Below are 23179 nucleotides of genomic sequence, written 5' to 3'. Positions count from 1 at the left end.
CTTCCGCTAGCGCCGCGCCGCCAGCGCCTCCGGCTCCGCTCCTGCCCGGCTGCCGTTCTCGGCGAGATCCGCGCGCCTGGCGGCGTCGCGACGCTGGGCATAGAGCTGCAGCAGGGTGTCGCGCTTGCGCAGGTCGCCGATCAGCGACTGCGCGAGGTCGACCGCCAGGCGTGCCGCGAGCGCCCCGACGAAGCCGGCGTCGAACAGCGTCGCGTTGGCGACGTTGGCGCTGTAGCGGCCGACCGCCAGGGCCCGGTCGGCCAGGATCACCTTGCCGTCGAGGCCGCGGTTGACGGCGATCTCGAAGGGCTCGGGCGGCTCGGCGGCGGCCTCGCGCAGGATCTCGCGGAAGGCCAGGCAGTCGCTGGGGTAGCCGTAGGCATAGCGCCAGGGCCGCGGCACCGGCTGGCCGCCGACCAGGGCCAGGGCCTCGCTCTTGCTGGCGAAGCCCCAGTCGTGGTCGCGCAGCACCTCGCGCCGCGCCGGGTCGTAGTAGAGCTTGCACAGCTGCGCCTCGCGCGAGGCCTCGTCGATCGACTGGATCTGCGCCTTGGCGCCGACGTCGCCGAGCGCGAGGTTGCAGATCTGCACGACGCTGCTGGTCATCCGCCCACCTCCGGCGGCTCGACCGGCCGCGCCTCCGCCTCCTCCGCCGCCGAGAGCTTCGGCCGCCGCGTGCCGACGATCTCCATCCAGGAGCCGAGCTCGCGCCGGCCGGCGATCCGGAAGACCTCCCCGGCCTCGCGCAGCTTGCCGTGGTAGCCGGGCCTGAGCGCCCTGACGGTCAGCATGACGGCCTCAGGGGTTCTGCTGCAGGCCGGCGACGATGCCGGCGGTGAGGCGACCGGTGGAGCCGCTTCCGACCATGAGATACTGCAGTCGCAGGTAGCGCCGGTCGCTGCCGCGCGGCAGGCGGTCGAGATTGAAGACGAAGCCGGCCTTGAGCTCGGCGACCGGCACCGCGCGGCTCGAGACCAGCGTGGCCGGGGCACCGAAGCCGGCGTCGTCGTCGACCTCGACCGCGACCTGCAGGCTGGTCGGCCCGGTGAAATCCTCGGTGACCAGCACGGCGATCGGCACCGCGCTGGTCCCGACATCGCGGGCGAGCGGCGCGGCGCCGCCGTGCGGCGTGCCCCGAGCCCCCAGGTCGAGGACGTCGCTGACGGCGGTCGTGGTGACCCGCTGGTCGTCGCTGAGCAGGCACTGCTTGTCGAAGATCATGGGGATGGTTCCTTGTGTTTGCGATTTTGGCATTGGACGGTGCCGCCACCTCACCCTCCCACGGCCTTCGGCCGCGGGCCCCTCCCTCTCCCCCAGAGGTGGAGAGGGGTTGTTTTTCCCTCTCCGCTTCAGGGGAGAGGGAGGGGCCCACGCGGAGCGTGGGAGGGTGAGGTGCACTACGCCACCGCGGCCTCGCTGTTGAGGATCGCGTCGCACTCGCGGATCGGCATGCCGAGGAAGGACATCTTCTCCTCGCCGTCGACCTCGGCCAGGCGCACGAAGGTGTTGGCGTTGGCCTTGAGCGCCTGCTTGTGCAGGTACTCCTTGATCCGCGTGTTGCAGTAGATCGCGGCCTTGCCGCCGGCGATGCGCCGCTGGTGCAGGCGGTAGTAGGCCTCGGTCAGCTTCTCGTGGAGGTCGGCGCCGGCCGAGGCGTCGCTGGTCAGCGCCGTGACGTCGATGTTGCAGACCCGGGCGACGTAGCGCCAGTCGCGCAGGCTGAGGCCCATGTCCCAGCAGAACTTCTCGCGGAACACGTCGTAGACCGAGCCGTCGGCCTGGTCCTTGGTCTGCTTGCCCTTGTCGTCGCGCTGCAGGCCGGCCCTGGAGCCGCGCGGATAGAGGCCGTGGACCGTGCGCTCGCCCCAGACGACGAACCAGACCGAGGTGTTGTCCGAGCCGCTGCCGCCGGCCTTGACGATCTGGCTGCCGTTCTCGGCGCCGCTGTCGTTGAAGCGCGGCGCCAGGCCCAGGAACTTCTCGGGCTCGGCCGCGGTGTCGCCGTAGAACAGGGTCGCCGCCATGGTCTGCGACAGCGCCTCGATGAAGGCCTGGGCTTCCGAGAGGCGCGTGCCGGCCGGGTCGCTGGAGATCTCGACCAGCTTGGCGTCGATCTCCGACCAGGCCTCCAGCGAGCCGACCGTGTCGTAGACCTGCCGCGTCGTCGACTTCGAGGGCTGGACGCCCTCGTAGAGCTTGCGCCAGGTCGCGCTCGGCAGGCCGGTCCTGACCGTGGTCAGGTGCCGGGTGCCGCTGTTGCACTCGACGACCGGCATGTCCTCGAGCAGCGGATTGATCTCGGCCAGCATCTCGATGATCGTCGCAATCGCCTTGGTCTCGTCCTGGCGGCTGAACAGGTCCGCCAGGGTCAGGTAGGTGTTGCCGATGACGGCCATGGGTCCTTACTCCTTCGCAGTCGTCGGGGTCGGATAGAGCGAGCGGGCCCAGGCCTGCGGGCCGCTGCCGGGGCCGGCGGCCGAGAGGCCGCCCTCGACGAAGCCGTCCTCGCCGGCGGCGCGGCCGAGGCGGTAGAGCGCGCGCAGCAGGCCCGGGCTGTTCGGGTGGATCGGCCGGCCCTCCTCGATGGCACGGGCCAGATCCCGGTCGCCGAGGGTCGAGAGGCCGCGCTTCATGACCGCGCGCCTGGCGGCGAAGGCCGCCTGGCTGCCGCCGATCTCGCGGTCGGCCAGCACCGCCTCGGCGAACTGGTCGGTCTGGCGGTTCCAGCCCTCCAGCTGACCGGCCGCCAGGGCCTGCATGCGCCGGGCGTAGGCATCGGCCAGGCTCTGGGCCTGAGCGTTGGAGAGGCCCAGCTCGCGGGCGACCGGCGTGAACTCGGCGAGCATCGCCTCGTCGAGGTCCATGCCCTGGGGCACCGAGAGCTCGTAGCGCTCCGGAGCCGCAGGCCCGGCCTCCCCGGCTGGTGCGTCGTCGGCCCGTGCCTCCTCGGCCGTGCCGGTCAGCCCGGCATCGGACGCCCCGGGCGCCGGTCTTGCGATATTCGCATCACCATGGGCAAGGCTGCCGGCGCCTTCGCCGGCCGCCGCCTCAGGGCTCGCGGCCGGGCTCCCGCCCAGAGTCTCCATCGTCTCGCTCATCGCTGTGGTTCTCCGTGATCATGGTCACCAGGGCCTCGGGCACCGTCTCGGTGATCTCGGTCAGCACCTTGAGACCGACGTTGCGCATGCCCTCGTTGAAGAAGGTCGCCGTGTCGCCGGTGTAGGAGCTGGTCCAGATCCGGCAGTCCTCGAGCAGCGACCAGAGCCAGTCGCGGCCCCTGCGATCCTCCAGGACATAGCGCAGGGCGGCGGCGCGTCGCTGCTGCTCCCGCGTCATCCGCTTCGCGCGCTCGGCGACGGCCGCGGCCTCGCCGGCGTCGAAGTGCCCGGCGTCGAAGTGCCCGGCGCCGGTCACGGCCGGCCTCCGGCGGCCTGCAGCAGGCCGCTCAGCAGGGTCTCGCCGCCGGTCGGCGTCTCGCCGAGCGCCTTGACGCCCTCGGCCGCCCGGCCGGCGAGCTCGACCGCCTGCCCGGCCTGGGCGAGCTGCTGCTGCCGGGCCCGGCCGGCGCGCAGGGCGGCGACCGCCTCGGCGCCGCGAATCAGGCTGGGCGGCACCGAGAGGCGCGCGCCGTAGAGCTCGACCGCCTGGTCGAAGTCGAGCTTGTCGAGCGCCTCGGGATTGGCCTGGGCGAGGCGCCCGACGAAGCCGGCGAAGCGCTCGATCGAGCCGCTGTCGACGGCCTTCTGGGCCTGGGCCAGCAGCGACACGAAGGCGACCTCCAGCTCGCCGCCCTGCAGCTCCGGCGGCGCCGGCGGCAAGAGCTCGGCGCGCGCCAGGATCGCGAAGCTGCGGTCGATCAGCGGACGCAGCAGGTCCTTGTGGAGGCGCTCCAGCACGGGCCCGAGGGCCAGCAGCTTCTCCTCGTGGCGCTCGGCGACCTCGGTCGCGGTGATCTGCCGGCGGTCGCTCTCGACCATCATCAGGAAGAGGTCGGCGTAGAAGGCGCGGTTGATGCGGCTCTCCAGCTTCTCGATGTCGAGCATCAGCGGCTGGATCTGCGGGTCGAACTGGTAGGCCGGGCGGAAGCCGGCCTGGCCCTGCTGGACGTCGACGTAGGTGATCGAGCCGGGCAGGATCGAGGCGGCGCGCTTCTGCAGGCTGGTCGGCGCGATCATCGGCGGCCGGACCAGCTTCTCGATCGCCTCGGCCTTGCGCCTCTCCTCGTTCTGCAGCTGCTTGACGTCGCCGAGCGCGTCCATCGCCGGCGAGCGGCCGTAGATGTCGCCGCTCATCAGGTGCCAGCGCGGCGCCATCAGCGGAAACTCCTCGAAGCCGCGCTCGGCGAGCGCCTTGCCGGCGGCCCCTCCCCCCGTCTGGCCCTTCTCGAAGTAGAGCGAGCGCCAGGGCTTGTCCGCCTCGAGCGCGACGCCGTCGAGCGGCCGGTTCGGCTCGATCGCGTGGACGACCTCGACCCACTGGTCGTAGCCGCCGCGGTCCCAGAGGCCGCGCACCGTCCCGGAGACCGCCTCCAGGCCGAACTGCTCGACCAGCTGCGCCACGGTCATGGCGTATTCGCGGTAGAAGGTCTCGACCCGGCCCTTGTGGTCCTGGGCGATCATGTACTCGCCGGCGGTGAAGCCGCGCACCCGGATGACGTCGTCCCGGTCCTCGAAGACCGCCAGCACGGCGGTGCCGAAGCAACCGAGCTCCTCGTACTGGGCCTGCAGCACGGGATAGAGGTTGGAGCGGTCGAAGACCGCCTGCATCAGCGTCTCGACCCGTTCCAGCCAGAGCTTGACCGGCTGCCACTCGGCGAGCTCGGGATCGGGGGTCGCGAGCTTGAACCAGGGCCGGGCCGGGCTGGTGACGCCGGCCGAGAGGCCCGACTGCAGGGTCCTGAGCGCGATCGTCGCGGTGCCGTTGACGATCCGTCCGTTGCGCTTGCCGCCCTGGTTGGGGCGCGCGCCGCCCTCCCCGCCCAGGAAGCGGCCGCGGCGCGGCAGCAGGTGCTCGCTGAGCTCGCTCCAGTGCGGCATCCAGCTGCTGCGCTCCTGGCGCAGCGCCTCCAGCCGGCTCTCGACGTGCTGTCGCAAGGTTCTCATCGGGGTCCTTTCGCGGGGCCGGTGCCCTTTTCGCTCCGCCCTTCGACAGGCTCAGGACGAAGCGAATCTTGTGAACTCCACCAAGAAATCCGCTTCACCCTGAGCCTGTCGAAGGGTGGGGCGGACCGGGCACGGACCTCACCCGCCCAGCAGGGTCTTCTTGGCGCTGTTGCCCTGGCCGAGCCGGCTGCCGGCTGCGATCGCGGGCGAGCGGCCGGCGACGCGGGCCTGGCCGGCGGTCTTGCGCCGGGCCTGCTTCTCGCCCTCGGTGACGTCGCGGGGCGGCTCGGCCTTCTGGGCGACGCTGCCGGCCTGGGGAGCCGTCTCGCCGCCGGACGACGACGACGAGGCCGCCGGCGAAGCCCCCTGAGCCGACGCCGGCTGCGCGATCTCGCGCCCCCAGCGGTCGATCCTGCCCTCGGCCTCCAGGCGCTGCAGGTTCTGGTAGTCGAGGCGGTCGGTCTGCTTGTCGAGGTCGAGCGTGCGGCCGTAGATCTGCAGCACGTTGCGCGGGGCCGGAGCCGTCGGCACGCGGGGCGCCATGCACATCACCTCGTCTCCCTCATCCGCCGAGCAGCGTGCGCTTGGCGGTGTTGCCTGCGGACAGCACGCCCTGGCCGGAGGTCAGGATCGTCGCCTTGGCCGGGCTGGTCGCGACCAGGGCGGTGCGGCGCTCGTCCTGGCGCGCCGCCTTCTGGGCCTGGCTGACCGGGCGCGGCGCCTCGCGCGGCCGCTCGGCGAGCTGCTGGTTGGCCGGCTCGTCGCGCCGGCTCTCGACCTGCGGGCTGGGCGGCGGCGGGGGTGGTGGCGGCGGCGGTGGCGGGGCCGGAACGGCCGGCACCGCCGGAGCCGAGGGGCTGGAGAAGAAGCACATCGATGTCTCCGATCAGTCCTCGAAGGGGTTCCAGTCGGCCTTCAGGCCGCCGTGGCGGCCGCCCGAACCGAAAGACGGATCGAGCGCCGCGGGATCGCGGGCGCCCCACTCGGCCCAGAAGGTCAGGGCCAGGGCGTCGGCGCGGTCCGGCGAGGCGAGGCCGCGCGCCTTCATGTCCTGCTTGCGCTCGAGCTTGATCTGCAGGGTCGGGCTGTAGCCGTACTCGCGGCCGATCAGCTGATCGCGCAGCAGCGGGTCCTCCGGCAGCGCGCCGCCGGCCAGCCAGTCCCTGAGCCGGCCCCACATCTCCGCGCCCTTGTCGGCATAGACGCGCGGGTCGTCGGCACGGCCGCCGAAGTTGGCCTCGGTCACCGGATGGCCAATCTCGCGCAGCCGGTCGATCACGCCAGCCCCGACGCCGCCGCCGTCGACGACCACGGCGTCGGGCCTGAGGCGCCGCACGACCTCGACGACCCGCGCGGCGACCTGCATGGAATCGAGGCCGCGCAGCGGGATCCAGGGATGGGTGCGGGCGTCGCGGCCGACGCGGATCGCGATCACCGTCTCGTCGCCGCCATAGCGCGCGACGTCGACGCCGACGACCACCGGGTCCTGCAGGCCGTGGGCGGCCTCGCGCGCCTGGGCCTCTTCGACCAGGTCGGTCGCGACGAACTGCGCCGAGCCGACCCGCGGGAAGACGCCGCGCACCCGGACGCGCACGAAGTCGCTGTCCTCGCCGTAGTCCTCGACCCACTGCCCGATCTGCGCCTTGTTGGTGAAGCCGACCGAGCGGCTGTCGATCTGCCGGCAGGCCCAGCGGTGGCTGTAGCGCCCGAAGCACTCGCGGAAGCGACCGGTCGCCTTGGTCGGATTGCCGGCGACCAGCCAGAGGATCTCGGTGTCGCGGTCGGTCAAGGCACCCTCGGCGGTCTCCCAGATGATGTCGGGGATCGCCGAGGCCTCGTCGAAGACCAGCAGGATGCGGCCGCCCTGGTTGTGCAGGCCGGCGAAGGCCTCGGGGTTGGTGTCGTTCCAGGGAATCGCGTCGCAGCGCCAGATCCGCGCCTGCTTCGGGTCGGCCGCCGCCAGCGACAGGCCGGAGAGCTTGAAGCCCCTGGAGAAGCGGCAGCGCCGGTGCCAGGTCGCGAGCTGCACCCAGGTCTTGGTCCTGAGCTGGGTCTCGGTGTTGGCGGTGACCACCGCCTGGGTGTCGGGCCGCGTGGTCAGGGCCCAGAGGATCAGCCAGGCGACGAAGGCTGACTTGCCGATGCCGTGGCCCGAGGCGACGGCGATGCGGATCGCCTCCTCGACCGGATCGATCTCGGGTGTCGTGGCGGCGGCCTCCCCGACCGCTGCCTGGGGCGTCTCGTGGCGCGGCTCGGGCAGCGCCGCCAGGCGGTCGCGGACCAGGCCGAGCAGCTCGCGCTGCCAGGGCTGCGGGCCCTCGTGACCGGCCAGACGGCCGCGGTTCCAGGCGAAGGCCTCCTCGACCCAGCGCAGCGGATCGCGCCGGCAGGCCTCGAGCAGCACGGCCGTCGCCTGGGCCTCGTCGCCCTCGCTTTCGGTTTCGGGTGCCGCGCCGCCGGCCGGCGGCGCCGCCTCGAGGGGAGCCGGTCGCCTGGTCTCGCAGGAGGCACGCTTGCGGGAGGAAGAGACCATGCGACGGGAACATCCTCGGCGGTTGGCGGACAGGCCGGCGAACGCGGCGATGCGATTTTGTCAACAGGTGGCTGCGCGTCGCAACGCGGCCGTGCGACAATGGACCCTCTTTGTTCTCGTCCTGTCCCGCGCTAGACTGTCGTCATGGAGCCGCGCATCACCCTGGTCACCCTCGCGGTCCGCGACCTGGCGCGGGCCACCGCCTTCTACGAGCGGCTCGGCTGGACGCAGCGCGTGCGCGCCGCCGAAGGCGTCGCCTTCTTCCAGGCCGGCGGCCTCGGCCTGTCGCTCTATCCGCTCGAGGAGCAGGCGCGCGACCTCGGCCTGCCGGCCGAGGCGATGGCGCCGCCGGCCGGCGTGGTGCTGGCCCACAACGTGCGGACCAGGGACGAGGTCGCCGCCGTGCTGGCCGAGGCCGAGGCGGCCGGCGCCGAGATCCTGAAGCCGGCCGCCGAGGCCTTCTGGGGCGGCTGGTTCGGCTTCTTCCGCGATCCCGAGGGCCACCTCTGGGAGGTCGCCTGGAACCCCGGCTTCGCGCTGGCGGACGACGGCAGCCTCGCCCTGCCCGACTGAGATCCCCGCCCGGCCCGTTGCCGCCGGGCTCGTCGCCGCCCGCTCCCTTCAGCCCGACCTTTTCGGAACGAACGCCCTGCCCGTCCGTTGGCCGGGCGACCGGGTGCCTGCGCGCCCGGCCGCGACCCGACCACGACACGGGAGAATTTCGATGCTCCGACACAGCCTGACCGGCGCCGCCCTGGTCGCCGGCCTCGCCCTCGCCGCGCCGTCGGTCGTCCCGGCCGCCGCGGCCGCCGGGCCGACCTACGCGCCACCGGGCACGACGATGACCTGGATCGCGACGACCAACGGCACGACCAGGACGGTCAAGACGGAGGTGCTGGCGCCGAAGGGCAGCGAGGCCCGCTTCAGGCGCGGGACCGACGGGCCGGCGCGCGGCTGGTACCCCTCCTGCTGGTCCTGCGTCGGCCAGGACTTCGACCACGCCAAATACGGTGCGCTCTGGCCGCTCGAGGCCGGCAAGTCCGTCGACTTCCTCCAGCGGGCCGGCAAGGACGGCCCGGTCTGGCGCCACCACCTGGAGGTCACCGGCAAGCGGGGGGTCACGACGCCGGCCGGCCGCTTCGAGACCTATGTGATCCGGCAGAGCGTGACGTCCGACAAGGGCGGCTGGAAGGGCAGATCGACGACCTGGTGGGCGCCGTCGCTGGGCTGGGCGGTCAAGTACCGTTCGTCCGACAACGAGGGTCACCACTGGTCCGAGCAGCTGGCCGCGGTGCAGCGGCCCTGAGGACCGCGCCGGACAAGACGACGGCGCCGCCGAGGGGTGCGGCGGCGCCGTCGGCCGGACAGTCAGGGGAGGCTGCCCGGCATCGCCGGCCGATCGCTGCCGGAGGTGGTCGCTTGGCTCGGCCACCCGGGCGCCAGCCTGAAGCGCCTACCTGACGGCAGGCTGACGGCAAGCTAGCAGCAGGCTGGCGGCGCCGGGCGACGACGGCGCCGCCGGGGGGAAGCGGCGGCGCCGTCTGCGGGAGCCGGACGTCAGGGGACGTCGCCCGGCTCCGGCGGCCGCTTGCGGCCCGTGACCATGGCGCGCACCAGGTTCTCCCGATGGCGCAGGCTGGCCAGCAGGACGCCGGCGAGATGCAGGCCGACCAGGCCGAGCAGCAGGTTGGCCAGGACCTCGTGCAGGCCTTCGACCCAGTCGACGCCCCAGAAGGCGTCGGTGGTGCCCAGCCAGCCGGTCAGGCAGAGCCCGGCCATGCTGGCGAGCAGCGCCACGATCATCGCGCCGCCGGCCGGATTGTGGCCGAGGTGGCGCGCCTCGCGGCCGCGCAGGACCTCGCCGAGGTAGCGGCGCACCGCCGCGGGCCGCTTCACGAAGCGGGCGAAGCGCGCGTGGCGCGGGCCGACCAGCCCCCAGAGCAGCCGGAAGGCGATCAGCCCGCCGGCGGCATAGCCGGCCCAGTAGTGCAGCGCCCGGATCTCCTCGGCGCTCAGCCAGGCGACCGCGAAGCTGAGCACCAGGCTCCAGTGGAAGAGCCGCACCAGGGGGTCCCAGACGCGGACGCCGTCACGGCTCCCCGCGCTCCGCGGCGGCCGGCTCGCGCCGGCCGCTCCAGCGACGCTGCTCGCGACGCTGCCCATGGCGCCGCTCAGTCCTCGCTGCCGACCGGCTGCAGGGTCCGCGGGTCGTAGTAGACCTCCTTGCGGTTGCCGGCCTTGTCGTGGGCGTAGACCTCGTAGCAGCCCTCGTCGACCTTGATCCGCTTGATCTGCCAGCCCTGGCCCTCGAGCTGCTGGCGCAGCGCGGCCTCCGGCTGCCACTCGCCCTGCGGCGCGGTGCAGTGCACGCTGGCGGCGGCCGGCAGCGGCATCAGCAGGCCGCTGCCGACGGCGGTCATCGCGGCGACAGCGGTGGTCAGGAGAAGATACCTCATCGAACTGCCTCATCTTCGTTGGGGAAAGGAGTGGGGAGGAAGGATCCGGCCGATGCGACCGTGATGGCGGCGAGACTGCCGCTGCTGTCTGACGGCAGCCTGACCACCGCTGAGAATCTTCGTCAGCATGGCGTAAGCTTGCGGCGGTCAAAGACGGGGGTGCCGCGCGCAACCGGTCTGCTTGAGGACGAAGGGCTATGAGGGTTCTGCTGATCGAGGACGAGCCGCGCCTGGCCGAGGCGGTGCGCGAGCAGGTCGCCGCCGCCGGCCATGCCGTCGACGTCGTCGGCCGGCTCGACGACGCCGAGGCGGCGCTGCGCGCCGTCGACTACGACCTGGTGCTGCTCGACCTGCACCTGCCCGACGGCCTCGGCCTGGACCTGCTGCGCACCCTGCGCCGCGCCGGCGACACCCGGCCGGTGATCATCCTGACCGCGCGCGACCAGGTCAGCGACCGCATCGCCGGCCTCAACGCCGGGGCCGACGACTACCTGGTCAAGCCCTTCGACCTCGACGAGCTGTCGGCCCGCGTCGCCGCCGTCGCCCGGCGCTACGGCGGCAACCCCAACCCGCTGATGCGCCTCGGCCCGCTGGAGATCGACCGGGCGGCCCGCCGCCTGACCCGCGACGGCCAGGAGGTCGCGCTGACCCGGCGCGAGTGGGCGATCCTGGAGCAGCTGCTGCAGCGGCCGGGCGCGGTCGTTCCCAAGGAGCGGATCGAGGAGACGCTCTACGCCTTCGGCTCGGAGATCGAGAGCAACAGCGTCGAGGTCCATGTCAGCCGGCTGCGCAAGAAGCTCGGCCGCGACGCCATCCGCACCCAGCGCGGCCTCGGCTACCAGCTCGCGCTCGAGCCGCGCGACGCCCCCCCCGGCCAGCCGGCTCCCGGGACGGCGAGCCGGTGAGCGGCGGCTTCAGCCTGTCGCGCCGCCTGGTCGGGCGCCTGACCCTGGGACTGAGCGCGCTGTGGCTGATCGCCGTCGCCGGCTCGGCGCTGGCGCTGCGCGACGAGCTCGACGAGATCTTCGACAGCGCCCTGCAGGAGACCGCCCAGCGCCTGCTGCCCCTGACCATCGACGAGCTGCGCGACAGCGGCTCCGACCGGGACGAATCGCGCGACGAGTCCCACAACGAGTCGGGGGACGAGCACGAAGAGCGCGCCATCGACCGGCCGGACACCGTCCTGGCCGAGCACGAGGAGTACCTGATCTACCAGCTGCGCGACGCCGCGGGCCACGTGCTGCTGCGTTCCCACGACGCGCCGCACGAGCCCTTCCCGGTGGCGCCGCAGCGCGGCTTCGGCGAGGCAGGCGGCCTCAGGGTCTACGGCGAGCGCGGCCCGCGCGGCCTGACCCTGCAGGTCGCCGAGCCGCTGGTGCATCGCACCGAGGCGATGAGCGAGCTGTTCGTCTGGCTGGCCGCGCCCCTGCTGCTGCTGGTGCCGCTCGCCGCCGGCGCGATCTTCTGGACGGTGCGCGGCAGCCTGCAGCCGATCGGCCGGCTGCGCGACGCGATCCACGCGCGCGGCGGCGGCAACCTGGCACCGCTGCCCGACGAGGGCCTGCCGCGCGAGCTGCAGGCGATCATCCGCGACGTCAACCGCCTGCTCGGCCGCCTCTCCCAGACCCTGGAGGGCGAGCGCGCCTTCGCCGCCAACAGTGCCCATGAGCTGCGCACCCCGGTCGCCGCCGCCCTGGCCCAGAGCCAGCGCCTCGCCGCCGAGCTGCGCGCGCGGGGGCCGGAGGGCGGCGCTCCGGGCACCGCGAAGCTGCAGCAGCGCGTCGCCGGCCTGATCGACAGCCTGCACGGCCTTTCCGGGCTGGTCGAGAAGCTGTTGCAGCTGGCCCGCGCCGAGGCCGGCCTCGGCCTCGACAACGCCGAGGCCGACCTGCTGCCGGTCGTGCGGCTGCTGGTCGACGAGATCGGCCGCAGGCCGGCCGGCGCCGGACGGCTGGTGCTGGCGCCCGGCGGGCCCGAGCGGCTCGACGCGCGGCTCGACCTCGACGCCTTCGGCATCGCGCTGCGCAACCTGATCGACAACGCCCTGCGCCACGGCAGCGCCGACGAGGCGGTGACGGTCACGGTCGGCAGCGACCGCAGCGTCGCCGTGGTCAACGCCGGGCCTGTCGTGCCGCCCGACCGGCTGGCGAAGCTGGGCACCCGCTTCGAGCGCGCGGGGGCCACGACCTCGGGCTCCGGCCTCGGCCTGGCGATCGCCGGCACGATCCTGGAGCAGGCCGGCGGCAGCCTCGAGCTGCGCTCGCCGGCGAGCGGCCGCAGCGACGGCTTCGAGGCCCGCATCCGGCTGCCCTGACGCCGGTTCCTGCCCCCTCGACCGCGGGCGCATCCCGGCGCATGCTTGGGCCCCGGGGACAAGCGCAGCGGGGAGACCGCCATGGCCAAGCAGACGATCGGCGCCCTGGTGTTTCCGGGCTTCGAGCTGCTCGATCTCTACGGGCCGCTCGAGATGTTCGGCTTCTTCACCGAGCACTTCGAGATCCAGATCCTGTCGCGCACCTCGGACCCGGTCGCCAGTCGCGCCGGCCCGCGCACCCTGGTCGACGTCGCCTGGGGCGAGGGCTGCAGCGGCGGCGCGGCCTGGAGCGAGCTCAACCCGGGCGGCATCGCCGCGCCCGACCTGCTGCTGGTGCCCGGCGGGCCCGGCACGCGCGCCCTGGTCGACGAGCCGGTGACCCTGGCCTGGCTCGCCGACATCGCGCCGAAGGCCGGACACACCCTGTCGGTCTGCACCGGCAGCGCGCTCCTGGCCCGTGCCGGTGTGCTCGACGGCCTGCACGCGACGACCAACAAGGCGGCCTTCGCCTGGGTCGAGTCCCAGGGGCCGCAGGTCCACTGGGTGCGCCAGGCGCGCTGGGTCAAGGACGGCAGCTTCTACAGCTCCTCGGGCGTTTCGGCCGGCATCGACATGGCGCTCGCCGTGATCGCCGACCTGCTCGGCCGCGCGCAGGCCGAACAGGCCGCGCTCTGGGCCGAATACACCTGGCACGACGACCCGGGCCGCGATCCCTTCGCCGGCCGCCACGGCCTGATCTGACCGTCTAGCTGCAGGACCCCATGGATACCCACGCAAATGCCGCCGCCCCCGGCCTCTTCGACGACCAGGCCGGGCCGCCGGTGCTGATCCCGATCGACGTGCAGCGGGGCTTCGACTTCCCGCCCTGGCCGCGGCGCGGCAATCCGGAGATGGAGGCCAGGGGCCTGGCCCTGCTGGCCGCCTGGCGCACCGCCGGCTGGCCGATCCTCCACGTCCGCCACGACTCGATCGAGCCCGGCTCGACCCTGGCGCCGGCGCATGCCGGCAACGCCTTCCGGCCCGGCTTCGAGCCCCGGGAGGGCGAGCCGGTCGTCGCCAAGACGGTCAACTGCGCCTTCGTCGGCACCGACCTCGAGCTGCGGCTGCGCCGGCTCGGCGCGACGGCGGTCGTGCTGTTCGGCATCTCGACCGACATGTGCGTCTCGACGACCGCCCGGATCGCCTCGAACCTCGGCTTCCGCACCCTGCTCGCCGGGGACGCCTGCGCGGCCTTCGACCTGCCCGACGGCCAGGGCGGCACGCTTCCGGCCGAGGAGGTCCAGCGCGTCCACCTGGCGACCCTGGGCTTCGAGTTCGCGACGGTGCTGCCGGCCGCGGCGCTGGCTGCCGCCGCCAAAGAGGCAGCGGCCCGGGCCGCTCAGCCGACGGCGTAGAGCGGCGGCCCGCCGGCCGGCGGCAGCTCGTCGAGCGTGCGCTTCAGCTCCAGGGCGATCTCGGCGCCCAGCGCCGCCTGCAGCCCGGCGTCCTCGGTCGGGCGCTGCGCCGCCTTGCACAGGGCCTCGAGCCGGACGAAGCCGAGATAGCCGGCGGTGCCCTTGACGCTGTGCGCGGCGCGGGCCAGCGCCGTGCCGTCGCCGGCCGCCAGGGCCTGCTCGATCAGGGCGCGGTGCTCCTCGGCGAAGGGCGGCCAGAGCGCGAGGATCTCCTCCAGGCGCGCCGGCGCCATGGAATCGGCCAGCGCGCGCCTGACCTTGGGATCGTAGGTCGGACGCCCGCCGCAGGCCGCCGCGATGCGCGCCGCCGGCGAGTCGTCGGACGGCAGGGCCTCGCCGTCCCGGTCCGCCTCGGGGGCGGACGGGCCGGCCGGCGACGTCGCCTCGGCGCGCCCCCGCCGCTCCGCGACCAGCGCGGCGATGCGGGCGGTCAGCACCGGCCAGTCGACCGGCTTGTACAGCAGGTCGCTCAGGCCGGCCTCGAGGTAGCGCGGCCGGTTCCCGGCGACGACGTCGGCGGTCAGGCCGACGATCGGCAGGGACGCGAAGCCGCCGCCTAGCGCGCGGATCCGGCGCGTCGCCTCGACGCCGTCGAGCCGCGGCATCTGCATGTCCATCAGGACCAGGTCGAAGGTCCGCTCCCGGAGCCGCTCCAGAGCCTGCCGGCCGTCCTCGACCAGCACCGGCTCGGCGCCCAGCCTGGCCAGCATCTCGCCGAGCAACAGACGGGTGACGGCGGTGTCCTCGGCGACCAGCAGGGCGAGCCCGGCGAGCGGCTCGCCGGCCGGCTGCGCGACCGCTGGCCCGCGGTCGGCCCCGCGGTCGGCTCCGCGGTCGGCTCCGCGGTCGGCCCCGTGGTTGCCCCCCCGGTCGGCCCCCGGCCCCGCCGCCGCGCCGACGGGCGCCAGCGGCAGCTCCAGCACGAAGATCGAGCCGAGCCCCTTCTCGCTGCGCACCGTCAGGCGGCCGCCCATCCGCTCCGCGAGGCCCCGCGAGACGGCGAGCCCCAGGCCGACGCCGCCGGCCGTGGCGTCACCGGGCTCGAAGGGCTCGAAGATCCGCTCCAGGCGGCCGGCCTCGATGCCGGGGCCGCTGTCCCGGACCTCGAAGACCAGACGGCCGGCGCCGGCGCCGGCGGCGGTGTGCAGGCTCAGCTCGACGTGGCCGCGCTCGGTGAAGCGGAGGGCGTTGCCGAGCAGCTTGAACAGGATCTGCCGGACCCGCCGGTCATCGCAGAGGATCGTCTCGGGCACCGCCTCGTCGATCACCAGGCGCAGGGTCAGGCCCTTCGCCTGGGCGCGCGGCTCGAAGACGCTCACGACGTCGAAGGTCAGGCGATGCAGCGAGACCTCGCCCGGCGAGATCGTCAGACCGCCGCCCTCGAGACCCGAGAGGTCGAGGATGTCGTCGATCAGCGTCAGCAGGATGCGGCCCGAGCCGCGCAGCGCCTCCAGATAGCCCTGCCGGGCCTGCGGCGTGGCGTCGCGCGCCATCAGGTCGACCATGCCGAGGATGCCGGTCAGCGGTGTTCTGAGCTCGTGGCTCATGCGCGCCAGGAAGCGCGACTTCGACGCGTTCGCCAGGTCCGCCGCGCGGCGCGCCGCCTCGGCACCCGCCAGCGCCTCGCGGCGCCGGTCGTCGAGCAGCAGCAGGTAGCCGAACAGCGCCGTCGCCCCGGCCACGGTGGTCAGGTAGGCCGGGCCCAGGCCGGCGACGAGGCCGACCGCCGTCTCGCGGCCGAGCAGGAACAGGCCGGCGAACAGGGCCGCCGAGGCGGCGAGGCCGCCGAGCGCCAGGATGCCCGCGTCGAACCGGCCGCCGCGGCTGCGCAGCAGCCAGAGCCCGCTCGACAGCGCGACGACCGCCAGAGCGACGACCAGCGACGGCAGCACGCCGTCGCCGCCGATCGCCAGCCGTCCGGCCGCGACCAGCAGGCCGGCGGCCAGGGCCGCGAGCGGGCCGCCGCCGAACGGGCCGGCGAGCAGCAGCGGCACGGCGCGGCCGTCGAAGATCAGGCCGGAGCCGGTCTCGAAGGGAAAAGCCATGAGCAGCAGGCCGGACAGGCCGAACAGGCCGCCGAGCAGCAGCTGCCGGACCGCGGCCGGCAGCGCCGCGACCGCGCAGGCCAGGCCGCCGTAGGCGACGACCAGCAGCGCCAGCAGGCCGACGTTCTGCGTGAGAGCCAGGAAGCCGGAATCGAACATGGGCGGCAGCCGTCCGCTCGGCCATGGTCAGACCCGTCAGATTGGCGGCCAAGAATGAACAGCCCCTTAACTCCGACGGTCTGCCCGCCGGGAAGCGCCGTTCCATCCGGAAATGATCCGGCTGTCCGGACCGCAGTGAGCGAAGAATCCACCATGTTTACAATCCAGACGGTTCTCATTCACATGACATTTACCTAAAATGCCGCAGAACCGGATCGGCATCGACCTCTGACCTGCGAGCCCGCGCCGTGACCAAGCTGCTTCTCGTCGACGATCTGGAACGCGACCTGACGGCCATGAGCGCAGTGCTGCGCAACGCCGGCTACGAGGTCGAGACCTGCAACAGCGGCGCCCAGGCCGTGGCCTGGGCAGCCCGGCACCCCGGTCTCTACGACGCCATCCTGGTCGACATCTACATGCCCGAGATGGATGGCCTGGAGACGATCCGCACGCTGCGCAGCCGCAACTACCGCGGCGCCATCGTGGCGGTCACCGGCAGCAGTTGCTGGCACAGCGGCCTCGACGTGCTGCGCCTGGCCTGCCTGCTCGGCGCCGACGAGGGGACGGCGAAGCCGCTGGCCGACAGCGTGCCGGGCACCCTGGCCCGGCTGATCGAGCGCAAGGCCGCCGCCTGAGCCCCTGCCCTGCCCGGGCAGCCGCGGATCACGGCTGTCGGGCGAGCTCGCGCCAGACGATCCACAGCCCGAGCAGCAGCAGCGCCGCCAGCAGCACGCGGCGGAAAGCGACCTCGTCGAGGCGTCCGCGCAGCCGCCGGCCGAGCCACAGCCCGGACAGCGCCGGCGCGATGGCGGCCAGCGACAGGCAGCCGAGCTGCGGAGACAGCAGGCCGCGACCGCCGAGCGCGACCGCCAGCGCGACGGTCGAGACGCCGAACAGCAGCCCCATCGCCTGGACCAGGGCGTCGCGCGGCAGGCCCAGAGCCTGCAGGTAGGCGACGCCCGGCACGACGAAGGAGCCGGTCATGCCGGTCAGCAGGCCGTTGGCGAGGCCGGCCAGCAGGCCGATCCAGGGCTCGCCCCGGCGCGACAGCAGCAGCGGCGGCCGCGCCAGGCCATAGAGGGCGTAAAGCACGAGCAGCAGGCCGAGCAGCGCCGACAGCCAGCGCAGCTCGATCCGGGTCAGGGCCGCCGCGCCGAGCCAGATCGTCAGGCCGGCAGTCAGCAGGAACGGCCAGAGCCGGGCCAGCAGCGGCCGCAGCCGGCCGCCGCCCAGGCCCTGCCAGAGATTGGTCAGGAAGGCCGGCGCCAGCATCAGGGCCATCGCCGGCTGCAGGCCGACGGCGGCGGTCAGCAGGGCCAGCGAGACGGTCGGCAGGCCGAGGCCGATCAGGCCCTTGACGAGGCCGGCGAGCAGGAACACCGCGGCGACCAGCAGCAGGGTCGCCGGATCGGTCGGGAAGACGGTCGCGGCAGGATCGGCGCTCACGGGGCGGGCTCCATCGGGGCGGGCTCCATCGGGGCGGGCTCCATCGGGGCGGGCTCCATCGGGGCGGGCTCCATCGGGAAGAGGCGGCATGCTAAGGCCTTTCGGCCGCGGCGATGCTGCGGCCGCGGCCGAAAGGTCGCGAGGGCGCGCGGGCCGCGCCGTCGATTGTGTTCCCGCCGGATTCGCCCTATCCTCTCAACCCTCGGTTATGAAACACTGTTTTCCAGTGCGCTGTTAGGTCACGAGATCTCGTCGAGCGTTTCTGTTTGTCTTCCGTCTCGGCCCCGGCACGGACAGCCGGAGCCGTCCCGCGGCCGGGCACCCGAAGCGGTGCCGGGCGGCAGCGGCAAGCGTTGAACGAAAAAGAAATCGAGGGAGGAAAACGATGATCGGACGGTTCACCAGACGCAGGTTCCTGCAGGCCGGCGCGACCGCAGCCGCCGGCCTCGGCGTTGCCGGTTCCCTGGCGCTGCCGCAGCTCGCCCCCGGAATCGCGAGGGCGGCCGACAAGAAGTTCACGATCGCCCTGTCGAACTCCTTCATCGGCAACAAGTGGCGCATCGAGATGGAGAACGTCTTCAAGGCGGCGCTGCAGATGGAGCCCTTCGCCTCCCAGGTCGAGGGCTCGTGGTTCAACTCGGGCAACGACGTCTCGAAGCAGTCGCAGCAGATCTCCAACCTGATCGCCAAGAAGGTCGACGCGATCGTCGTCAACGCCGCCTCGCCGACCGGCCTCAACGGCATCCTGACCCAGGCGACCCAGCGCGGCATCCTGGTCGTGTCGTTCGACAACATCGTGACCGCGCCCTCGGTCCTGAAGGTCAACACCGACCAGGTCGAGTTCGGCAAGAAGCTGGCCCAGTGGCTGGTCGACAAGCTGGGCGGCAAGGGCAACGTCATCATGGTCACCGGCGTCGCCGGCACCTCGGTCGACCTGGACCGCAACAAGGGCGCCGACGAGGTCTGGAAGGCCAACCCCGGCATCAAGGTCGTCAACCGCTACACCGGCATGTGGGACTCCTCGACCGCCGAGCGCAACACCACGGCGATCCTGCCCTCGCTGCCGCAGATCGACGGCATCTGGTGCCAGGGCGGCACCGACGGGGTGCTCAAGGCCTTCATCGCCGCCAAGCGGCCGCTGCCGCCGACCGCCGGCGAGGCCGAGAACGGCTTCCGCAAGTTCATGATCGGCTACGACGGCCACAAGGTCGACGGCATCTCGATCGGCCAGCCGCCGTTCCTCTCGGTGATCTCCCTGGAGCTGGCCCGCCGCGTCCTGGCGGGGACCTACCCCAAGAAGGATATCACCATCCCCTTCCCCTACGTCACCAACGACACGGTGAAGGTCGGCGAGACGGTCTTCCCCGACCTGCCCGACAGCTTCTTCGCCGACTTCACCGACAGCGGCCCCGACGCCACCGTGAAGATGTGCATCGACGGTGCGACCGACGGCAAGGCCTGCCCGGGCGAACTGAACGTCAAGCTGCCGCCTGCATGAGCGAGGCGACGCAGACCGCCGGCGGGGTCGTCCCGCCGGCGGTCGAGGGCATCCGGCTGGCCAAGGCCTTCGGCGGCGTGCAGGCCGTCGACAGCGCGACCTTCTCGGCGAGACCCGGCGAGGTGCATGCCCTGGTCGGCGAGAACGGCGCCGGCAAGAGCACGCTGATCAAGCTGCTCGGCGGCCGGCTGCGTCCGGACGCCGGCGAGGTCCGCGCCGCCGGCCGCAAGGTCGAGCTGCACGGCGCCGACGACGCCCACGCCCTGGGCATCTGGACGGTGTTCCAGGAGCTGACCCTGCTGCCCTGGATGACGGTCGCGGAGAACCTGCTGATCCGCCGCGAGCCGCGCGGCCGGCTCGGCCTGATCGACCGCGACCGCATGGTCGGGGAGGCCGACCGGGTGCTGACCTGGCTCGGCATCGACCACATCGACCCGCGCGCGCTGATCGAGGACCTGTCGCTCGCCCAGCGGCAGATGGTCGAGATCGCCCGGGTGATCATCCAGGATCCCTCGACCCTGCTGCTCGACGAGCCGACCTCCTCGCTCGGCGAGAAGGAGGTCGCCTGGCTGTTCGAGCTGATCCAGGGCCTGCGCGCCGACGGCAAGTGCATCATCTTCACCTCGCACCGCTGGAACGAGATCACCTCGATCGCCGACCGCATCACGATCTTCCGCAACGGCGCCGAGGTCGGCACCTTCACCGAGATCGACGAGGACCGGGCGGTCACCCTGATGACCGGGCGCCAGCTCGAGGCCTTCTACCCGCAGCCGCCGGCGCGGGCGCACGACCGCGCCGTCCTCGAGGTCGAGGAGCTTGCCGGCGAAGGCCTCAGGAACGCCTCGCTGACCCTGCACGCCTCCGAGATCCTCGGGGTCGGCGGCCTCGCCGGCCACGGCCACCGCGAGCTGTTCTTCTCGCTGTTCGGCGCCCAGGCGCACAGCGGCCGCATCGTCGTCGACGGCAGGCCGGCGCGCATCCGCAGCCCGCGCGACGCCGCGCGCCTCGGCATGGCCCTGGTCCCCGAGGACCGCAAGACCGAGGGCCTGCTGCTGCCGCTGTCGGTGCGCGCCAACCTGACCCTGGCGGTGCTGCCGGCGGTCTCCTCGCTCGGGCTGATCGGCGGCGCGCGCGAGCGCGGCCTGGCCCAGGGCATGGTCGACGCGCTGAAGATCCGCACGCCCGGCCTCGGCAACCCGGTGCGCCAGCTCAGCGGCGGCAACCAGCAGAAGGTGCTGCTCGGCCGCTGGCTGCTGGCCGATTCGCGCATCCTGCTGCTCTACGACGTGACGCGCGGCGTCGACGTCGCGACCAAGCACGAGATCTACGAGCTGATGATGCGCCTCGCCGGCGAGGGCCGCGCGCTGCTCTACTATTCCAGCGACGCCGAGGAGCTGGCGCACCTCTGCCACCGGGTCCTGGTGATGCGCGAGGGCCGCATCGCTGCCGAGCTCTCCGCCCCCGGCATCACCGCCGAGGACATCGTCACCGCCGCCGTCAGGGAATCCCGTGCCGCCGATTGACACGCCCGCCGTCCCGCCCGACCCCACGGCCGCAGCCGGCGGGCGCCGCCCGCGGCGCGGCAAGGTCACGCACTTCCTCGGCCAGAACGTCGGCCTGGTCCTGGCGCTGGTCATGCTGGTCGCCGCGATCGTGCTCTATTGCGCGGTCTACTGGGCCGAGACGCAGTCGCTGCCCGGCAATTTCGAGCTGACCTCGACGGTCAACAACACCATGCCGCTGGTGCTCGCGGCGATCGGCCAGTCCTTCGTGGTGCTGACCCGCGGCCTCGACCTCTCGATCGGCGGCACCATGGACCTGGCGAACGCCCTGGCCGCCGTGCACATCCACGACAGCCCCGGCAGCATGGTGCTCTGGAGCGTGATCGTGCTGGCGATCGGCGCCGGCCTCGGCCTGGTCAACGGCCTGCTGGTCGGCGTCGGCCGGCTGCAGCCGATCCTGGCGACCCTGGCGACCCTGTCGATCTACCAGGGCATCGCCATCAAGGTGCTGCCCCAGCCGGGCGGCAGCATCCCGCCGGTCTACACCTCGGTGCTGGTCAACCCCTTCCAGCCCTACGCCCTGCTCTACGTCCTGCTGGTCGCGCTCGTCTGGTACGCCTTCCGGCGCAGCCGGATCGGCGTCGCGATCTTCGCCATCGGCAACGACGAGCAGTCGGCGCGGGCCAACGGCATCGACACGGTGCGCGCCCGGGTCACCTCCTTCACGCTGAGCGGGCTGTTCGCCGGGGCCGCCGGGCTGTTCCTGGCGGCGACCGCGACGGCCGGCGACGCGACCACCGGCAACGGCTTCACCCTGACCTCGATCGTCGCCTGCGTGCTCGGCGGCATGAACCTGTTCGGCGGACGCGGCAGCGGCATCGGGGTGATCGCCGGCGCCTTCGTGACGACGATGATCGTCAACATCCTGTTCTTCTCGAACATCGATCCCCTCTACCAGTCGTTCTACGAGGGGCTGTTCCTGGTCGTCGCGGTCGTGCTCTCGACGGCGATCGGCCGCTTCCTGAGGCGGAGCCGCTGATGGCCAAGTGGAACGCTGCCCTGCTGCAGCCGCTCGAGCGGGCCGGCCTGAACCGCGACCGGCGGCGCATCCTCTACGCCTTCCTGGCGGCGATCCTGCTGTTCGCCGTCGGCGAGATCGTCCATCCCGGCTTCGCCAGCCCGGGCAGCATCGGGGCGATCGTCATGGTCGCCTCCTTCGTCGGCCTGGTCGCCGCCGGCCAGACCTTCGTCGTGCTGATCGGCGGCATCGACCTCTCGGTGCCCTGGGTCCTGAACGGCGCCTCGATCCTGCTGGTCACCAGCTCGCTCGGCCAGGACGACCGGGCGCCCTGGGCGCTGCTCCTGACCCTCGGCATGGGCGCAGCCGCCGGCCTGGTCAACGGCGTCGCCATCGCCTTCCTGGGCGTGCCGGCGGTGGTCATGACGCTGGCCATGAACGGCATCATGGAGGGCCTGACCCTGGGCCTGAGCGGCGGCCTGACCTGCGGCGCCTGCGCCTCCTACGCGCCGCCGGTGGTCGCCGACGCGGTGCACGGCAGCCTCTTCGGCATCCCCTCGGCGCTGGTCCTCTGGCTGGTCGTCATCGCGCTGGTGTCGCTGCTGCTGTCCTTCACGACCTTCGGGCGCCGCACCTACGCGACCGGCAACAACCCGCACGCCAGCTACCTCGCCGGCGTCAACGTGCGGCTGATCACCATCCTGCTCTACGTGCTGAGCGGGCTCTTCGCGGCGCTCGCCGGCATCCTGCTGGTCGGCTTCGGCGGCCAGGCCTCGCTCGGCATGGGCGATCCCTACCTCTTCCAGTCGATCGCGGCCGTGGTGATCGGCGGCGTCTACATGCTGGGCGGCCGAGGCCACTACCTGGGCGTCGCCGCCGGCGCGGTCACCCTGGTCGCGCTGGTCAGCGTGCTGCTGGCCATGAACATGCCGGACTACGGCCGCAACATCATCTACGGCATCGTCATCCTGCTGCTGCTGCTGCTCTACGGCCGCGAAGAGGCCGAGGACTAGCCTGGGCCCTGGCGCCGCTGCGCCGGTCGGGCTGTCGTGGAGGGAGGACCGAGCAATGACCGACGAACTGACACTTGCCGCCGAGCCGATGACGGCCGACAGCTTCGCCCCGTTCGGCGATGTCTGGGAGGCGACGGAGCAGCCGGCCGACCGGCGCCTGATGACGCCGACCGGCTATTCGCACGACGGCCGCACCACGGTGAGCGTGATCTGGCAGCCGCAGGCCGGCCTCGGCTTCCACGTGCTGGAGCGGCATTTCGGCGTGACGCAGAGCTTCGTGCAGCTTTCCGGAGCGCCGGCCGTGGTCTGCGCCGCTCCGCCGACGGCGAGCGACGATCCCGCCGACGTGCCCGACCCGGCGAGCGTACGCTGCTTCCGCATCGACCCGGGCAAGGGCTGGTCGTTTCGCCGCGGCACCTGGCACTCGCTGAACCGCTTCGTCCTGGGCCCGCCGGGCGGCACCTTCCTGATCCTGAACTCGGCGCCCAATCCGACGCAGATGGTCGACTACGCGGCCGGCAAGGCCACGGTCTACCGTGACCTGGGAGCCGACGAGGAGCCGGAGAGCCTGACGCTGCCGGACCTGCCCCGGGTCAGCTTCAGGGTCGCGGCCGGGACGTGACGCCGGGATCGAGCCTC

Annotated in this window: 26 protein-coding genes; 12 read left to right on the top strand and 14 right to left on the bottom strand. The window is 72.9% G+C overall.

The genetic code is table 11. The features are described 5' to 3' along the window. Positions 1-6: 6 nt before the first annotated feature. The 10 genes from B9O00_RS23765 to B9O00_RS23720 form a co-directional block, all read right to left on the bottom strand. Positions 7-606: a phage connector family protein gene (locus B9O00_RS23765; RefSeq protein WP_085125236.1), complete on the bottom strand. Its 600-nt coding sequence runs from the start codon at positions 604-606 to the stop codon at positions 7-9. Further along, complete coding sequence (locus B9O00_RS23760; RefSeq protein ID WP_085125235.1) at positions 603-791, bottom strand: hypothetical protein; 189 nt, start codon at positions 789-791, stop codon at positions 603-605. The genes B9O00_RS23765 and B9O00_RS23760 overlap by 4 nt, the downstream gene beginning before the upstream one ends. 7 nt (positions 792-798) lie before the next feature. Beyond that, positions 799-1221, bottom strand: a complete 423-nt coding sequence (locus tag B9O00_RS23755) for a Bbp16 family capsid cement protein (protein WP_085125234.1) — start codon at positions 1219-1221, stop codon at positions 799-801. Positions 1222-1397: 176 nt separating this feature from the next. After that, entirely contained in the window at positions 1398-2396 is a 999-nt protein-coding gene (locus tag B9O00_RS23750) for a major capsid protein (RefSeq protein WP_085125233.1), read from the bottom strand. A 6-nt stretch (positions 2397-2402) separates the two neighbouring features. Then, positions 2403-3098: a hypothetical protein gene (locus tag B9O00_RS23745; protein ID WP_143596334.1), complete on the bottom strand. Its 696-nt coding sequence runs from the start codon at positions 3096-3098 to the stop codon at positions 2403-2405. Next, positions 3049-3414, bottom strand: coding sequence for a Bbp19 family protein (locus B9O00_RS23740; protein ID WP_085125231.1), 366 nt, complete (start codon positions 3412-3414; stop codon positions 3049-3051). Before B9O00_RS23740 ends, B9O00_RS23745 begins: the two co-directional genes overlap by 50 nt. Next, on the bottom strand, positions 3411-5102 hold the full coding sequence (locus tag B9O00_RS23735) for a portal protein (RefSeq protein WP_085125230.1): 1692 nt from the start codon (positions 5100-5102) through the stop codon (positions 3411-3413). The genes B9O00_RS23740 and B9O00_RS23735 overlap by 4 nt, the downstream gene beginning before the upstream one ends. Positions 5103-5240: 138 nt before the next feature. Next, positions 5241-5651, bottom strand: coding sequence for a hypothetical protein (locus B9O00_RS23730; RefSeq protein ID WP_085125229.1), 411 nt, complete (start codon positions 5649-5651; stop codon positions 5241-5243). A gap of 13 nt (positions 5652-5664) precedes the next feature. After that, positions 5665-5976, bottom strand: a complete 312-nt coding sequence (locus B9O00_RS23725; RefSeq protein ID WP_085125228.1) for a hypothetical protein — start codon at positions 5974-5976, stop codon at positions 5665-5667. A 12-nt stretch (positions 5977-5988) separates the two neighbouring features. Further along, complete coding sequence (locus B9O00_RS23720; protein WP_085125227.1) at positions 5989-7635, bottom strand: hypothetical protein; 1647 nt, start codon at positions 7633-7635, stop codon at positions 5989-5991. Positions 7636-7779: 144 nt separating this feature from the next. Here B9O00_RS23720 and B9O00_RS23715 point away from each other — a divergent pair, with 144 nt between their 5' ends. Beyond that, positions 7780-8208: a VOC family protein gene (locus B9O00_RS23715; protein ID WP_085125226.1), complete on the top strand. Its 429-nt coding sequence runs from the start codon at positions 7780-7782 to the stop codon at positions 8206-8208. Between the two features lie 151 nt (positions 8209-8359). Continuing rightward, a complete protein-coding gene (locus B9O00_RS23710; protein ID WP_085125225.1) occupies positions 8360-8941 on the top strand; it encodes a TapB family protein in 582 nt (193 codons plus the stop codon). A 251-nt stretch (positions 8942-9192) separates the two neighbouring features. Here B9O00_RS23710 and B9O00_RS23705 read toward each other — a convergent pair whose 3' ends face one another. Beyond that, positions 9193-9798 carry a cytochrome b/b6 domain-containing protein gene (locus B9O00_RS23705; protein WP_085125224.1) on the bottom strand — a complete coding sequence of 202 codons (606 nt, stop codon included), beginning with the start codon at positions 9796-9798 and terminating at the stop codon, positions 9193-9195. Positions 9799-9806: 8 nt separating this feature from the next. Then, complete coding sequence (locus tag B9O00_RS23700; protein ID WP_085125223.1) at positions 9807-10091, bottom strand: PepSY domain-containing protein; 285 nt, start codon at positions 10089-10091, stop codon at positions 9807-9809. A 197-nt stretch (positions 10092-10288) separates the two neighbouring features. Between B9O00_RS23700 and B9O00_RS23695 the strand changes: the two genes are divergently transcribed. From B9O00_RS23695 to B9O00_RS23680, 4 genes are all read left to right on the top strand, one after another. Further along, the gene (locus tag B9O00_RS23695) at positions 10289-10996 is read left to right on the top strand and encodes a response regulator (RefSeq protein ID WP_085125222.1); all 708 of its coding nucleotides are present in this window, start codon (positions 10289-10291) and stop codon (positions 10994-10996) included. After that, a complete protein-coding gene (locus B9O00_RS23690; protein ID WP_085125221.1) occupies positions 10993-12405 on the top strand; it encodes a HAMP domain-containing sensor histidine kinase in 1413 nt (470 codons plus the stop codon). Before B9O00_RS23695 ends, B9O00_RS23690 begins: the two co-directional genes overlap by 4 nt. A gap of 81 nt (positions 12406-12486) precedes the next feature. Beyond that, positions 12487-13146 (top strand): DJ-1/PfpI family protein, encoded by a 660-nt coding sequence (locus tag B9O00_RS23685; protein WP_085125220.1) that lies wholly within the window; start codon positions 12487-12489, stop codon positions 13144-13146. A 20-nt stretch (positions 13147-13166) separates the two neighbouring features. Continuing rightward, a complete protein-coding gene (locus B9O00_RS23680; RefSeq protein ID WP_085125219.1) occupies positions 13167-13799 on the top strand; it encodes a cysteine hydrolase family protein in 633 nt (210 codons plus the stop codon). Here the strand turns inward: B9O00_RS23680 and B9O00_RS23675 are convergent. Beyond that, positions 13784-16063, bottom strand: a complete 2280-nt coding sequence (locus B9O00_RS23675) for an ATP-binding protein (RefSeq protein WP_085125218.1) — start codon at positions 16061-16063, stop codon at positions 13784-13786. The two genes, B9O00_RS23680 and B9O00_RS23675, sit on opposite strands and share 16 nt — an antisense overlap. Positions 16064-16311: 248 nt before the next feature. Here B9O00_RS23675 and B9O00_RS23670 point away from each other — a divergent pair, with 248 nt between their 5' ends. After that, positions 16312-16698 carry a response regulator gene (locus B9O00_RS23670; protein WP_085125217.1) on the top strand — a complete coding sequence of 129 codons (387 nt, stop codon included), beginning with the start codon at positions 16312-16314 and terminating at the stop codon, positions 16696-16698. A 28-nt stretch (positions 16699-16726) separates the two neighbouring features. Here B9O00_RS23670 and B9O00_RS23665 read toward each other — a convergent pair whose 3' ends face one another. Continuing rightward, entirely contained in the window at positions 16727-17509 is a 783-nt protein-coding gene (locus B9O00_RS23665; protein ID WP_235017186.1) for a sulfite exporter TauE/SafE family protein, read from the bottom strand. Between the two features lie 385 nt (positions 17510-17894). Between B9O00_RS23665 and B9O00_RS23660 the strand changes: the two genes are divergently transcribed. From B9O00_RS23660 to B9O00_RS23640, 5 genes are read left to right on the top strand one after another with little or no spacing between them, the layout of a single operon-like run. Then, positions 17895-19007: a sugar ABC transporter substrate-binding protein gene (locus tag B9O00_RS23660; protein ID WP_085125215.1), complete on the top strand. Its 1113-nt coding sequence runs from the start codon at positions 17895-17897 to the stop codon at positions 19005-19007. Continuing rightward, complete coding sequence (locus tag B9O00_RS23655; RefSeq protein WP_085125214.1) at positions 19004-20530, top strand: sugar ABC transporter ATP-binding protein; 1527 nt, start codon at positions 19004-19006, stop codon at positions 20528-20530. The genes B9O00_RS23660 and B9O00_RS23655 overlap by 4 nt, the downstream gene beginning before the upstream one ends. Next, positions 20517-21548 (top strand): ABC transporter permease, encoded by a 1032-nt coding sequence (locus B9O00_RS23650; RefSeq protein WP_218822922.1) that lies wholly within the window; start codon positions 20517-20519, stop codon positions 21546-21548. Before B9O00_RS23655 ends, B9O00_RS23650 begins: the two co-directional genes overlap by 14 nt. Beyond that, on the top strand, positions 21548-22540 hold the full coding sequence (locus B9O00_RS23645) for an ABC transporter permease (RefSeq protein ID WP_085125213.1): 993 nt from the start codon (positions 21548-21550) through the stop codon (positions 22538-22540). Before B9O00_RS23650 ends, B9O00_RS23645 begins: the two co-directional genes overlap by 1 nt. 55 nt (positions 22541-22595) lie before the next feature. Continuing rightward, positions 22596-23162, top strand: a complete 567-nt coding sequence (locus B9O00_RS23640) for an ureidoglycolate lyase (protein WP_085125212.1) — start codon at positions 22596-22598, stop codon at positions 23160-23162. Positions 23163-23179: the final 17 nt, after the last annotated feature.

Origin of the sequence: Tistlia consotensis USBA 355 (assembly GCF_900177295.1) — a bacterium.
GTDB classification, from domain to species: domain Bacteria; phylum Pseudomonadota; class Alphaproteobacteria; order Kiloniellales; family DSM-21159; genus Tistlia; species Tistlia consotensis.
The sequence above is the reverse complement of the archived record's forward strand: the minus strand, read 5'-3'. Positions and strand labels throughout refer to the sequence as shown.

Coding starts and splice junctions, on each gene's coding strand:
- B9O00_RS23765 (WP_085125236.1), bottom strand. CDS start 606: ATGACCAGCAGCGTCGTGCAGATCTGCAACCTCGCGCTCGGCGACGTC.
- B9O00_RS23760 (WP_085125235.1), bottom strand. CDS start 791: ATGCTGACCGTCAGGGCGCTCAGGCCCGGCTACCACGGCAAGCTGCGC.
- B9O00_RS23755 (WP_085125234.1), bottom strand. CDS start 1,221: ATGATCTTCGACAAGCAGTGCCTGCTCAGCGACGACCAGCGGGTCACC.
- B9O00_RS23750 (WP_085125233.1), bottom strand. CDS start 2,396: ATGGCCGTCATCGGCAACACCTACCTGACCCTGGCGGACCTGTTCAGC.
- B9O00_RS23745 (WP_143596334.1), bottom strand. CDS start 3,098: ATGAGCGAGACGATGGAGACTCTGGGCGGGAGCCCGGCCGCGAGCCCT.
- B9O00_RS23735 (WP_085125230.1), bottom strand. CDS start 5,102: ATGAGAACCTTGCGACAGCACGTCGAGAGCCGGCTGGAGGCGCTGCGC.
- B9O00_RS23730 (WP_085125229.1), bottom strand. CDS start 5,651: ATGTGCATGGCGCCCCGCGTGCCGACGGCTCCGGCCCCGCGCAACGTG.
- B9O00_RS23725 (WP_085125228.1), bottom strand. CDS start 5,976: ATGTGCTTCTTCTCCAGCCCCTCGGCTCCGGCGGTGCCGGCCGTTCCG.
- B9O00_RS23720 (WP_085125227.1), bottom strand. CDS start 7,635: ATGGTCTCTTCCTCCCGCAAGCGTGCCTCCTGCGAGACCAGGCGACCG.
- B9O00_RS23715 (WP_085125226.1), top strand. CDS start 7,780: ATGGAGCCGCGCATCACCCTGGTCACCCTCGCGGTCCGCGACCTGGCG.
- B9O00_RS23710 (WP_085125225.1), top strand. CDS start 8,360: ATGCTCCGACACAGCCTGACCGGCGCCGCCCTGGTCGCCGGCCTCGCC.
- B9O00_RS23705 (WP_085125224.1), bottom strand. CDS start 9,798: ATGGGCAGCGTCGCGAGCAGCGTCGCTGGAGCGGCCGGCGCGAGCCGG.
- B9O00_RS23700 (WP_085125223.1), bottom strand. CDS start 10,091: ATGAGGTATCTTCTCCTGACCACCGCTGTCGCCGCGATGACCGCCGTC.
- B9O00_RS23695 (WP_085125222.1), top strand. CDS start 10,289: ATGAGGGTTCTGCTGATCGAGGACGAGCCGCGCCTGGCCGAGGCGGTG.
- B9O00_RS23685 (WP_085125220.1), top strand. CDS start 12,487: ATGGCCAAGCAGACGATCGGCGCCCTGGTGTTTCCGGGCTTCGAGCTG.
- B9O00_RS23680 (WP_085125219.1), top strand. CDS start 13,167: ATGGATACCCACGCAAATGCCGCCGCCCCCGGCCTCTTCGACGACCAG.
- B9O00_RS23675 (WP_085125218.1), bottom strand. CDS start 16,063: ATGTTCGATTCCGGCTTCCTGGCTCTCACGCAGAACGTCGGCCTGCTG.
- B9O00_RS23660 (WP_085125215.1), top strand. CDS start 17,895: ATGATCGGACGGTTCACCAGACGCAGGTTCCTGCAGGCCGGCGCGACC.
- B9O00_RS23655 (WP_085125214.1), top strand. CDS start 19,004: ATGAGCGAGGCGACGCAGACCGCCGGCGGGGTCGTCCCGCCGGCGGTC.
- B9O00_RS23645 (WP_085125213.1), top strand. CDS start 21,548: ATGGCCAAGTGGAACGCTGCCCTGCTGCAGCCGCTCGAGCGGGCCGGC.
- B9O00_RS23640 (WP_085125212.1), top strand. CDS start 22,596: ATGACCGACGAACTGACACTTGCCGCCGAGCCGATGACGGCCGACAGC.